Here is a 13948-nt window from a genome sequence, read left to right on the forward strand (position 1 = left end):
TATCTGTTTGAGAAAAAATGTTTTAATGAAATATTCCGTGATGAAAATGATTTTATTTAAAATTTAATATTTTTAAAAGAGATGTTTATATGAAGTTACACCCGTCGGCAACTGGCTGAGGGTGAGGTATACCGATGATGGGCGCTTCCGGCAGTCGGGTTAATTCGCCAGAACCACCTGCATTTAGGGGTATTATTGAAAGTAAGCGGCGTTTGAATTGCTATATTTGCATTCTGTTCAAAATGAGCGGCCCTGCGCCGTTCACATTCGCATATTTCGAATATAGCTTTAAATGAAGGTTCTTAAATTTGGCGGCACCTCTGTCGGATCGGTCGACAGTATCAAAACGGTAATCAGTATCCTCGAAGAAAATCTGTCAAAAGGCGAGCGTATCGCGGTCGTTTTTTCTGCCATGGGCGGGGTCACGAACAGGCTCATCGAAATCGGGAAAATGGCAGCCGCCGGCAATACGGAATATGTCGAATTTTTGAAAGGCGTGGAGGAAAGGCATTTCGCGGTCGTGCGCGGGCTGATTCCCGTGAAAAACCAGAGTAGCACATTTGCGGCTGTGCGCGGCCTTTTCAATGAGCTGGAAGACATTCTCCGGGGTGTCTCCTGGATCCGTGAGCTGTCGGAACGCACGCTGGACCTTATTATGAGCTTCGGTGAGCGCCTTTCGACGCTGGTTATCACCGAAATCCTCAAAAGTAAAGGCGTAGCCGCCGAATTCTGCGACGCGCGCCAGGTGATCCGTACCAATGCTACTTATGGCATGGGGGATGTTAATTTTGAAGTTACCAATCATTTAATATTAGAGCATTTCGCGAAAAGCCCGGCGCTGCAATGTGTCACGGGTTTTATCGCATCCACTGCCGAGGGTGTTACTACGACACTCGGCCGGGGGGGCTCCGATTATACGGCATCCATCCTGGGCGCCGCGCTGGAAGCCGATTCGATCGAAATCTGGACGGACGTCGACGGTATGATGACCGCCGATCCGCGCAAAGTCGCGAATGCATTTACGATCCCGTCCATTTCCTACGCGGAAGCGATGGAACTGTCGCATTTCGGTGCGAAGGTGATTTATCCGCCGAGCCTGCAGCCGGCATTTGCGAAGAATATCACGCTGAAAGTGCTCAATACTTTCAATACCGATTTTGAAGGAACTTATGTTCAAAAATCCGCTAACGGTAAGGAGTATGTGATCACCGGAATCTCGTCGATCGACGAAATCGCGCTCGTGAATATCCAGGGCAGCGGGATGATCGGCGTTGCCGGTATTTCCGGGCGTTTGTTTACCGCACTATCCAACAATGCGATCAGCGTGATCCTCATTTCGCAGGCGTCATCGGAGCATTCGATCTGCTTCTCTATTGATCCGAAGAATGCGCAAAAGGCGATCGACGTACTCGAAAAAGAATTCGCGACAGAGATCGGTCTGGGGCATATCGATGGGATTTCCGTGGAGAAAAACCTGTCGATCGTTGCGATTGTGGGCGAGGGAATGAAGAAGAACACCGGTATTTCGGGCAAGCTGTTCTCGGCTTTGGGCAAAAACGGTATCAATGTGGTTGCCACCGCGCAAGGTTCTTCGGAGCTCAATATTTCAGTGGTGATCTCCAAAAGCGATCTTTCCAAGGCTTTGAACGCGATTCACGGCGTATTCTTCCAATCGGAAACGCGCTCGCTGAACTTGTTTATCGTCGGGGTAGGGTTAATCGGCGGCACGCTGATCGAGCAAATACGCAACCAGACCCAGTATCTGCGCGAAGAAAAGTTGCTGAACCTGAATATCGCCGGTTTATCCAATACCAAAAAAATGCTCCTCGATCCGGACGGCATCAAGCCTGAAAACTGGCGCGACCGTGTAATGGATGAGGGCGTAAAAACGAGCCTGCCCGCATTCGTGCAGCGCATGATCGAGCTCAACCTGCCGAATAGCGTTTTTGTGGATTGTACTTCCGACAAGGACATTGTGCAGTACTACCATATGCTGCTTGACGCGAGTATCAGCGTCGTGACGCCCAATAAAGTGGCCAACTCGGGCAGCTATTCGGAGTACATTGCATTGCAGCGCACCGCATTGCAGCGCGGCGTGAAGTTCCTGTACGAAACCAACGTAGGCGCAGGTCTGCCGATCATCAATACCATTCAGGGATTGATGGCGAGCGGCGACAAATTCCTGAAAATCGAGGCGATCCTTTCGGGAACGCTATCCTATATATTCAACAATTTCGGCGGCGACAACCGCTTTGTGGACGTCGTAAAAGAAGCCAAAGCCAAAGGTTTCACCGAGCCCGACCCGCGCGACGACCTCAGCGGTGCCGACGTAGGCCGTAAAATCCTGATCCTTTCGCGGGAAGTAGGGGTGGCATTGGAACCGGAAGAAGTGAAAATTTCGCAAATCCTGCCCGCGAACTGCCTGAACGCGCCCACTGTGGATGCATTTTTCGGGGAACTGGAAATCTCGAACGCGTATTTCGCAGATATTCAGGCAGCGGCGGAAGCGAACGGCGAAAAACTTCGCTACATCGCGACGCTTGAAAACGGCAAAGCCACCATCGAGCTCAAAACCGTAGACGCCTCGCATCCGTTTTACACGCTTTCGGGCAGCGACAACATCGTGTCCTTCACTACGGAACGTTATAAGGATCGCCCGCTCGTGATCAAAGGCCCGGGGGCCGGCGCCGAGGTGACAGCGTCAGGTGTATTTGCGGATATCATGAGTATCAGTAGCTATTTGGGATAGAAAACAACCACTTACAGTGAATTCAGTAAAAGCTTTTGCGCCGGCGACAGTCGCTAATGTGTCGTGTGGGTTTGATATTTTCGGGTTTGCTATCCAGGAGCCGGGGGATACCGTTGAGTTGACCAAGCGGGACGAGCCGGGGATTGTTATTACCGACATTACGGGTGATGAAGGTCGGTTGCCGCGTCAGGCGGAGAAGAATTCTGTGACCGTGGTGATGCTTGCCCTGCTGAAACATCTGGGTATCACAGACCTTGGCTGCGAAGTGGTTTTGCGTAAAAATATGCCGCTCGGCAGCGGAATGGGGTCCAGCGCGGCGAGCGCGGTGGCGGGTGTGGTGGCAATGAACGAATTACTGGGTAATCCGTTGAGCCGTAAAGAATTGTTGCCGTTCGCGATGGAAGGCGAGCGCATTGCTTCCGGTTCGGCGCATGCGGATAATGTGGGGCCGTCGCTTTTGGGCGGTTTTGTCGTGATTCGTAGTTATAACCCATTGGATATCTTCACGATCCCGGTGCCGGACGACCTTTATTGCACGCTCGTGCATCCCGATATCGAGATCAATACCAAAGATGCCCGCTTCATTTTACGGAATGAAGTTTCTTTGAAAAATACAATCGCTCAAATGGGCAATGTGGCGGGTCTGGTAGCGGGCCTTATGAAAGCGGATTATGATCTGGTCAGTCGCTCGATGGTAGATGTGATCATCGAGCCCGTTCGTTCGATCCTGATTCCGGAGTTCAAAGAAGTAAAACAGGCCGCTATCTCCAATGGGGCGCTGGGATGCAGTATTTCAGGCGCCGGGCCGTCGATGTTTGCATTGAGCCGGGGAATTGAGAACGCGAAAAATGCCGGTAAGGCCATGCAGGAGCGGTTTGCGAGTGCAGGGATTGAATCGGCCGTGCACGTTTCAGGCATTAACCAGGGCGGGGCGGTGATATTGTAATGATCCGCCGTGGAACGGGGAATGAGTGAATGGGGCGTCGGAAAGAGCGTGCGAGTAGTGAGAAATGCGGTTAGGCATGAAATATTGGTAGCAAAATGGAGGCTTTACAATGTCTCGAAATGCCCTTGGGCATGTAACAGCAAGGCATTATCAGGGACCGCAGGGCATCTGTTGTGGCATCCCTGACGGGATTTAGATAAATAGGGTACAACCTTCTGACTACCGATATTACATCGCTACGCGATTTTTTCTGAAATCACGACCTGCTCCGAGTAATGACTAGGGGTGAATTACGTGTTTTCGGCCAGAATTTGAACTTTCAGGTTCGGTTAAAACGTTAATTTGGACAGGTAATAAAAACATTAGAAAAATGGTTACGGTAAGCGATTCAGCCAAAAATAAGATTGTAGAACTCCGCAAGGCTGACGGTTTTGAAGACGATTATCAGATTCGTGTAGGCGTGTTGGGCGGTGGTTGTTCGGGTCTCACATATAACCTCGAATTCAACTCCGAGTCGAAGCCGAACGATATGGTCTTCGAGGATAAAGGAGTGAAAATTATCGTAGACAAAAAGAGCCTTCTATATCTGGCCGGAACGACCCTTGATTTCACCGACGGGTTGAACGGGAAAGGATTCCAGTTCATCAATCCCAATGCCACCCGCACGTGCGGATGCGGCGAGAGCTTCGCGGTATAATTAAAATTATTAAAATATTTTATTTTGGAAAAACGCGCTCCGAAACCCGGAGCGCGTTTTTTTTATCGTTTTGAATGGGTTTATTTTGAACCGTCTTTTACACACCGCATTAAAGGAACGTTTAAATCCATTTGAATGAAACCAACTCTTTTGATTTTGGCTGCCGGCATCGGTAGCAGGTACGGAGGTATCAAGCAGCTCGACCAGTTCGGTCCCAACGGAGAAACCATCATCGATTATTCTTTATACGACGCCATTCGCGCAGGTTTTGGAAAAGTAGTATTCATCGTACGCCAGGAGATCAAGGACAGCGCCGAAGCAATTTTTGCCCCTAAACTCAAAGGTAAGATCGACTTCGACTTCGCGATTCAGGGCGTTCAATCCTACGTTCCCGAAGACCTGGGGACTGTCGAGCGTACCAAACCATGGGGAACCGGCCACGCCACCCTATGCGCCTGGGAGCAAACCGACACGCCATTTGCCGTGATCAATGCCGACGATTTCTATGGCCGCGATGCATTTGAAACCATGGCCAAATTCCTGCAAACGGACACCAACGACAAGCAGCATGCTATGATCGGTTACGAGCTGAAACGCACGCTTTCCGAAAACGGTACCGTCTCACGTGGTGTATGCGTGGAGCGCGAGGATCACAACCTCGAATCCGTGGTGGAACGTACCAAAATATTTGAAGAAAACGGTGTAATTTATTTCGAAGAAGGTGAAACACGTACCGAGTTGGCACCTGAAACACCGGTATCGATGAACTTCTGGGGCTTTAAACCCTCGATGTTCCCGATCACTAAGGACCTTTTCGAAAAATACGCCCGCGAAAATATCAACACCCCGAAAGCCGAATTCTACATCCCGACCGTGATGACGCACATCATCAAAAGCGGCCTGGGCGATTGCCGCGTGTTCCGTATCGCTTCGGACTGGTTCGGGGTTACTTATCCTGAAGACAAGCCATCGGTACAGGCTTCACTGAATGCATTACACGAGGCAGGGGCTTATCCTTCGAAATTGTGGGAGTAATGCATTCTGATAAGTCTCTTTTGAAACAGCAAGCATTTAACTAAAAGGCGTCCGCGAATTTCGCGGACGCCTTTTGCATTACATCTAAACCTTATTTATGAAGTTCTTATGTATTATCTGCGTATCAGTATTTGACGGGTGGTATGGGAGCCGTCCGTTTTCGTAATGATCAGGAAGTAAGCGCCTTCGGGGAGTTTGCTCACATCTACAAATGATCGAAGCTCGTTTGATTGATACATCACCGATCCTGTTGCTGTGAGGATTCTCAAACTTTGCACCTGGTCTTTGTCTTTGAGATCGATATTCAATCGGCTGGAAACAGGGTTGGGATAAATCTTGGCTACTTCCGATGCTTTCCCCTCCTCCAAACGGATTGCTCTTTTTTCGATAATTTCTGATAAATTACCTCCTTTTTCCTCCGGCACAGGCGCAGTACCATTTCCCATCAGATAGGCCGGTAAATACCGCCACGGCCCGTAGGATTGCCCGGTTAATGCCAAAACAGGGTCATATTTGACACGCACCCGCACCTTGGTACCCGGCCCTTGCTTGTCGATCACATTTTTCAGCTCGAAGCCAGTCGTTCCCAGGTTCGAGTAAGCATTTTGCGATGCAGTGGATTGGGTACTGTTGGTAATGCGATTGTTGCTGCCTTTGGAAAAGCCCTGCCCGGTCGGTTTGGTTTCCCATACCAGCTTGCCTTTGTTTCTGCCTATGAAGGATTTGGCAAAAAGGCCCGCGCCGAAGTTGGTTTGGGCGAATTGGGTGTGGTTGATGGGGGTGGAGAGGTCGGTGTTGTAGAGGCGGAGGTTGTTGCGGGTGCCTAATGTGGCGTTGCCGTAGTAAACAAATACTCTTCCTTCATCTAGTTGGTTATTGTCATATCTCGGTGAGCCCACAAGTATTTCGCTGTAACCGTCGGCGTTTAAATCGCCCGCAAATGCTATCGAATGTCCGAAATTGGCATCCTTTTGATTACTTTCAATAAAAATTTTGTGTTCGCTGCTAATACCGACCTCGGAGCCCAATAGAACTAAAATTGCTCCTTCCTTTGATTGACCAGACGAAAATGTCCAGCTGCTCATAACAATATCACTAAATCCATCGCCATTTAGATCACCAGCTGTTGAAGCAGTGTTAAAATAACCATTTTGAAAATTACTTTCCACGATGAATGGTGTATCGCTTATGCCTGAGGCGGAGCCATAGTAAATTATTGCTCCACCTTCATTGCCCTGATCATTTGTTGCCAGATAGGCACCTGCCATAATGTCGCCAAAACCGTCGCCATTAATATCGCCCGCGTCGGATACTGATGCGCCAAAAGATGAGGTGTTTAAAAGTGCAGGGAGAATAGTTGGATTTACAGGATCGACGCCCACTGAGGAGCCGTTTAAAACAAAGATGGCACCTTTCGAGTCAAGCAATGGATTCCCGATAACAACGTCATGATAGCCATCGGCATTCAGATCGCCAGCGCCTGAAACCGACCAACCCATATTTGTGCCATTGGGTGGACCGTTAATAATTGTCGATGTTTTATCTATTCCCAATGCTGACCCGTAAAAAATGTGTGCCCTGCCTTCGTTCTCATTGTTGAATTTGGTTAAATCGTAGTAAGGCTCTCCCGCAATAATATCGGCATAACCGTCTCTATTTATGTCTCCGGCAGAGGAAACTGAAAAACCCAATTGTGCTCCTGCCTGGCTTCCATAAATTACTGTTTTTGCTGCTGCCGTTATGCCTTGCGGACTTCCATAAAAGACAAATATTGCTCCCTCAGCCGCCGCCGGAGTAATGTTATACCATGGGATGCCAATTATTATGTCATCGTTACCGTCCCCATTCACGTCACCTGCGGAGGTAACGATGCCCATTTTTACTCCTATTTGGTTGCTCTCGATAATCGTTACTGTATCCTGCGAGATACCATTAGTTGTCCCGTAAAATATGAATGCAGCACCTTCATTTAATTCTCCATTATCATAGCCGTCGGCGGACACAACAATGTCTCCGAAGCTGTCACCATTGACGTCGCCCGCACCTGCCACGGACCAGCCGAAGTGTGTATCAGGCAAGTTCATTTCCAAATTGGTTATGACAGTCTCTTTAACGCTGTCTCCGCCCCCGTACCAAACAAACACACTGCCCTCATCCTTCTGCCCATGATCAAATGCATAACTCCCTACCAATACATCACTAAATCCATCGCCATTCACATCGCCTGCGGGTGCCACCGCGCTGCCCAGCCAGGCGTCGCCCTGATTACTTTCCAGGACCGAAGTTGCTGGAACCAGGCCATCTCGGGAGCCCTGATAAATGAATGCGGCACCTTCATTGTTCTGCCCTTTGTCGTAGTACCGCGCACCAACGATCAAATCTGCAAAGCCATCGGCATTCACATCGCCTGCACAGGCGACTGAGAAACCGAATTGTGCCTCGATCTGGTCGCCTTCCAATATTTGGTCGGGAATGGTATTTATCTGGTTTGGCGACCCGAAATAGATCATAACCACTCCTTCGTTGTTGCTGCCCTTATCGTACTGATAGGCTCCAAGGGCAATGTCAGAAAAGCCGTCTCCGTTCACGTCGCCCGCTGATGAGAGCGCATGCCCGAACCGGGCGTCGATCTGGTTACTTTCAATAATCGTCGGATTAGCGGTTATCAACCCATTTACTGAACCTTTGAAAACAAATGCAGCGCCTTCCAGGGCTTGCCCATTGCTGTAAAGCCGTGCACCGGCCATTACGTCGCTGAATCCGTCGCCATCCACATCACCCGCGCTGGCCACCGCAAAGCCCATCATGGCGTTGGGTTGGTTGCATTCCAGGAACGTTACCGCCCCCAAGCCATTTGGGACACCGAGGATCAGCACGCCAACGCCTTCATTGGACTGCCCGTTGTCAAACTGATGGGCCCCGGCCAGCATATCCGAATAACCGTCACCATTGACATCGCCTGCCATGGCAACGGAAATGCCCAGGTTAGCTTCTGCCTGATCGAGCTTGAAAACGGAAGGGCTGTTGGTGACCAATCCGTTTGCAGAACCCTTATAGATCATCACCACACCCTCATTGGATACAGATGCATCGTAATACGGTACTCCCACCATAATGTCGGAGAAACCGTCTTTATTGATATCTCCCGCGTTACTCACCGAGTATCCCATTTGCGCATTGGCCTGGTTGCATTCCAGCACCGTAGCAGCGAGACTGATTCCACCGGCTGTCCCAGGATACAGGAAGGCGGCGCCCTCATCTGCCTGCCCGTTATCGTACTTGGGCGCACCTACGAGTACATCGCTGTACCCATCGCCATTTACATCACCAGCAGTGGAAACCGAAAAGCCTAGCCAGGCATTGCTTTGGTTGATTTCCAGTGTTTTGTCGGCATTGGCCGGGCTGCCGTTGGCGATGATCGGGTCGATGGTAATCGGGTAGGCTGCATTAGCCACGTCGACGTTGATTTCAATTTGTTTTCCAAAGAGCGCTATGCTCGCAGTAAGAGGCTTACCTTCTGCATCCCAGCATTTCAAGTCGCTGTATGTGAGGCGATCGGTTCTCTTACCGCCGTCATTAGAATATAGTATTAAATTACTGTCGTCCCGCTGCCGTGCATGCAAGCCACGAACCGACAGGCGCACGGACAATTGCTGCGTATGGGCGGGCACCCGGGTGATTATGAAGTTTTGCCGGATACCCGCCTGATTATTAATGAATTCTTCGGCGAAGCCCTGGTGTGTGATTGTCAGCGTGTCATTACTGTTGTGGGAAACAGCGTCCGGTTCTGCTTTGGCGATGAGGGATCCGTCGGCATAGATTCCTTCATTAACCAGCTCCATCCGGAAGTTTTGGCCTGCGGAGTCAATGCGGTTCTGAATGGCAAGCTTGCCAGGACGGTAGTAGGCCCTAAGGTTGTGCTGTCGGTTCGGACTTTGGAGTGCATGATGAGTTGAATCGAAGGTAATGTGATACTCTCGTTTCGCAATTTCATTCTGGATGCTGGTTAATGCGCTACCTGTCGTATCATTTTTCAAAGAAATCTTTGACATATCCGGTTGAATGGAGAAGGTTTGCTCCTCTCGATTACTGATCAGCGAAGCAAGAACTAGAATTATTGCAATAGCCGCAATTGCGGCCGTACTTCCAATGATAGTAGCGTAGTGCTTTTTCATAAGCTTGTCCGGTTTTGATTTGAAGAGGTATTTGTTCCGATCGAGCTTACAAATTAATAATGAGCGGGCTCGAAATCAGAAAGCGATGTCCGATCGGTTAGAAACCATTGACCCTTCGGAAATAAAAAATGCTCCCCGGAATTTCCGGGAAGCATTTCAAACCTAAGTCGCACTATTATTTTTTGATCAAAACCTTGTGAGAGGTTTTAGAGCCGTCCTTGCGGTGGATTACCAGGATGTATGATCCGGCTGCGAGGTGTCTTACATCTACTTCGCTTTGCGGCTTGGCGGATGTGAATGCCATCGTTCCGTTCGTTGAGATCAGTTGGAGCGATGCTAGCTGATCCATGTTGGCGGATTGAATGAAGAGGCGTTCGGCTACCGGGTTAGGGTATACAGTGATGAGATCTTTGTATTCACCTTTCAGATTATGATCTGCTAGGGTTTCGAATTCTTCTACACCATTTTCTCGGTTTGGGCTAATTGGAGGCGTGTAAATCACATATCCGGGAAGGTAACGCCATGGCCCAAAGACCTGACCAGTTAGAGCCGTTGCCAACTCATACTTGATCCTGCCCCGTACTCGGAGCGCCGCGTACGTTGGTAGAGGTTTGTTAATGACTTCTTTCAAATCCATATTACCACCCACGAGAGAGAGGCTTGAAAAACTGTTTTCGTAGCCATCGGTTAGAGTACTGTTTGTAATCGGGGTGTTAGCTAATTTGGAAAAGCTCTCTCCGTATTTAGCAAGGTCCCATGCCAGTCTGCCATTGTTCTGTCCCAAAAAGGATGTCACGGCGAGTCCCAATCCAAAGTCCTCTTCATCATCCTGTTCGTGATTCATAATGGTGGTAAGATCATCATTATAGAGACGCAAATTGCTTCTTTTTGCTTTGCCGGCGTAGCCATCATTTCCAAAATACGCCCATGCCGCGCCTCCGTTTGTCACTCCACTTTGATCGTACCCCGGAATCCCAACCAATATGTCGCCGTAACCATCCCCGTTCAAATCTCCTGCGCCAGATACAGACTCACCCATGTGAGATTCTGCCTGTGCACTGGTGACGGAGAAATTGCTGGTCGTGCTGATGCCATTCATTGACCCATGGAATACCCATGCACCTCCGCCATTAGGGGACTGGCCATCAAACTCCGGAGCGCCTACGACAACATCGTCGTAACCGTCCCCATTGACATCTATGCCGCCGCCCACAGATCTTCCGAAATAAGCATTTGATTGATTAGCTTCCAGAACGGTTTTGATTTGCGAGACAATACCGGTAGAGGAGCCGTAGTAAACAGCGGCGATACCTTCGTCTCCTTGTCCATTATCGTATTTGTGAGCGCCTACTATAATGTCGGAATATCCGTCACCGTTAACATCGCCTGCTCCTGCAACGGAGTTGCCCATTTCGGCATTAGCCTGGTCGAGTTGGAGCAGTTTAGTATAAACAGTATTGCTTGGTAGCCCCGATGATGAACCGTGCCAAATAAAGACTGCACCTTCTGAGTTCTGGCCAATACTTGCCAGGCTACCGCCAACCACGATGTCACTATATCCGTCACCATTGGTATCGCCGGCATTGTCGAGGCTAGTTCCGATTTGAGTACCTGCAAGCCCGGAGGTTAAAACAGTGGGAGGGGTTATCAAGCCGTTGCTGGAGCCTAAGTAAACGTATACCGCTCCGCAAAGACTGGCGTTGGCTTTACTATATGAAGGCAAACCTACGATCACGTCGTCGTATCCGTCGCGATTGATATCGCCGGCGTCTGAAACACTGGTACCAAATCCCTGGTTTGCCGCAAAGCCGAGCGTTTGTGACACTGCGGAGACCAGTCCCTGAGGGCTGCCGCGGAAAATGTAGGCAGCTCCGATGTTTACACCATTTACCGCACCCTTGGCACCAATAATTACGTCATCGAAGCCATCACCGTCTATATCTCCCGCTTCGGAAACCGAGCAACCTACGTGGGCATTACTCTCGTTGGTTTCAAACTTACTTATACCTGCGGTTCCGGTGACAGCGTCACCTAAACTGGTAAAAGTAGCTCCTTCGCCAACCTGTCCTCCATCGTAGTTGGGCGCTCCCACGATTACATCATTTAAGCCGTCGCCATTGACGTCACCGGCGCTGCTCACGGAGGAGCCTGCAAGTGCCCCTGAGGCTGTTGAGTAGGAAACTCCCTTTGCGGTGGGTCCCACGGTTCCCGCACTGCCATGATACACAAACACCTGCCCTTCGTCCGTCTGCCCATGATCAAAGGCGTAGCTTCCAACGAGAATATCGCTGTAACCATCTCCGTTTACATCACCGGCGGAGGATACGGCGAATCCCAGCCATGCGTCTCCCTGATTGCTTTCGATCATGCTTGCCGCTGTCGTATTCAAACCAGTTGAGGAACCGTGGTATACAAATGCGGCCCCCTCATTAAGGTGCCCATTGTCGAAATACCGGGCGCCTACCAGTAGGTCACCATAGCCATCACCGTTCACATCTCCGGCACTCGCAACCGACCAGCCAAACTCGGCGCCAAATTGCTCACCTTCTATCACCTTGTCGGCCACCGAGTTGACGCCACTCGCGTTGCCGTGATGGATGTATACCGCACCTTCGTTGTTAAGGCCGCCGTCAAAATAGTATGCCCCGATGGCGATATCCGCATAGCCGTCACCATTCACATCTCCAGCTGTGGATACCGTATGGCCAAAGCGGGCGTCGGCCTGAGGAGTAGCGATTTGGGACATGAGGATCACCTGCGGCTGTGATGCCGACACAGGCGTGGAATTGATATTGCCTTTGAACATGAATGCAGCACCTTCATTGGTTTTGTTTGCATTGATATCATAAAGCCTTGCTCCGATTACAATATCGCTGGCGCCGTCTGCATTGATATCCCCGGCACCGGCAAGTGAATAACCGAACATGGCATCAGCCTGGTTGGATTCAAGTATTTCTGTTTTTGGAGGATCATAGCCCAATCCGTTATCCAAACCATAATACAGGAACGCCACACCTTCGTTGGTTTGACCCTTATCATACATATGGGCGCCTACCATGAAATCGCTGTAACCATCGGCATTGACGTCACCAGCCATGGCAACCGAAATACCGAAGTTGGCTTCGGCCTGGTCCGATTGAAATACTACCCAGCTACCTGCATTGATGCCTGTCGGGGCATTCTGAGGGTTTACTGGTCCGCCAAAGTATAGAAATGCAGCTCCTTCGTTATTTTGGGCGGGGCTGTCTTCCCAATAAGGCGATCCCACGATGACATCACTATACCCATCCTTATTCACATCACCGGCACTGGAAACGGAATAACCCATTTGCGCAAATGGCTGGTTCCGGTTGAGTCTTTGCGCGCTGAGGGTAACGCCTGTAACCGATCCCGGAAAAACAAATGCGGCACCGGCATCCTCACCATTCCAGTCGTATTTAGGTGCGCCTACGATGATATCGCTGTACCCGTCTTTGTTCACATCCCCTGCGCTGGCGACAGAATAGCCCAGCCATGCATAGCTCTGCTCTGATTCCAGCGTTTTGTTGACATTATTGGGATTGCCATTCGCTACTATCGGGTCGATCGTGACAGGATACTCGGCTCCTTCTACCGATACGTTGATTTCCACGCGGTCATTCACATACGCAAGGGTTGCCGCCAACGGTTTTTTGTTGGCGTCCCAGCAATGCAGATCACTGTACGACAAGTAGTTTTCGAAGTCACCTTTTGCATTCTCACGGTAAAATTGGATTTCGTTTTTGCCGCCGTTCTTTGCTTTGAGGCCTCTGGCAGAGAGTCTTACCTGTATGCTGGCCGTGTTTTCAGGGGCAGTTTTAACAGTAAAATTTTGACGAACGCCGTCTTCGGTGTTGATAAACTCTTCGGTAAATCCTTTGTGGTCGATGAGCAGCTTGTTTTCGGTGTTCGTCGGGGTTGCGTCGGATTGTGGCGAGAAGAGCTTCTTTCCGTCGGCATAAATCCCTTCATTGATCAGGTGCAGCCTGAAATTGTGCCCGGCCGAATCTACGCGGTTTTGTACGGTTAGTTTTCCCGGTTTGTAGTACGCCCGAAGGTTCTGCATGCGGTTCGGACTTTGGAGGGAATTCGTTACCTCATCATACGAAATGTGGTACTCCTGCCGGGCGATCATTTCTTTGATACCTTCAATGTTTGCCTGCGATAAGCCTGCAATTTGTCCGTGGCTGGCGCCGGAAGTTTGCTCTGCCGGAATCTGCAGGTGCCGTAATCCATCCCCGGAATGAATGCCTAAGTAACCCGCGGCTCCTGCCGCCAGGGCCATCGCTGCGAAGAGCATGGACTTGTAAGTGTGTTTCATGTTAAAA

Annotated in this window: 6 protein-coding genes; 4 read left to right on the forward strand and 2 right to left on the reverse strand. The window is 50.1% G+C overall.

Going from position 1 to position 13948, the window contains the following annotated elements; genetic code table 11:
* Window positions 1–292 precede the first annotated feature (292 nt).
* From thrA to ACQ4MZ_RS00595, 4 genes are all read left to right on the forward strand, one after another.
* Window positions 293–2749, forward strand: a complete 2457-nt coding sequence (gene thrA, locus ACQ4MZ_RS00580) for a bifunctional aspartate kinase/homoserine dehydrogenase I (RefSeq protein ID WP_430841910.1) — start codon at window positions 293–295, stop codon at window positions 2747–2749.
* A 16-nt stretch (window positions 2750–2765) separates the two neighbouring features.
* Window positions 2766–3695 (forward strand): homoserine kinase, encoded by a 930-nt coding sequence (locus tag ACQ4MZ_RS00585; protein ID WP_430841912.1) that lies wholly within the window; start codon window positions 2766–2768, stop codon window positions 3693–3695.
* 370 nt (window positions 3696–4065) lie between these two features.
* Window positions 4066–4392: a HesB/IscA family protein gene (locus tag ACQ4MZ_RS00590; protein ID WP_430841914.1), complete on the forward strand. Its 327-nt coding sequence runs from the start codon at window positions 4066–4068 to the stop codon at window positions 4390–4392.
* A 135-nt stretch (window positions 4393–4527) separates the two neighbouring features.
* Window positions 4528–5427, forward strand: a complete 900-nt coding sequence (locus tag ACQ4MZ_RS00595; RefSeq protein WP_430841916.1) for a nucleotidyltransferase family protein — start codon at window positions 4528–4530, stop codon at window positions 5425–5427.
* A gap of 113 nt (window positions 5428–5540) precedes the next feature.
* On the opposite strand, the gene ACQ4MZ_RS00600 is transcribed toward ACQ4MZ_RS00595, so the two are convergent.
* Entirely contained in the window at window positions 5541–9602 is a 4062-nt protein-coding gene (locus ACQ4MZ_RS00600; protein ID WP_430841918.1) for a T9SS type A sorting domain-containing protein, read from the reverse strand.
* Between the two features lie 175 nt (window positions 9603–9777).
* Window positions 9778–13941, reverse strand: a complete 4164-nt coding sequence (locus tag ACQ4MZ_RS00605; protein ID WP_430841920.1) for an FG-GAP-like repeat-containing protein — start codon at window positions 13939–13941, stop codon at window positions 9778–9780.
* Window positions 13942–13948: the final 7 nt, after the last annotated feature.

Source organism: Dyadobacter sp. BHUBP1 (assembly GCF_050587785.1).
Taxonomy (GTDB): domain Bacteria; phylum Bacteroidota; class Bacteroidia; order Cytophagales; family Spirosomataceae; genus Dyadobacter.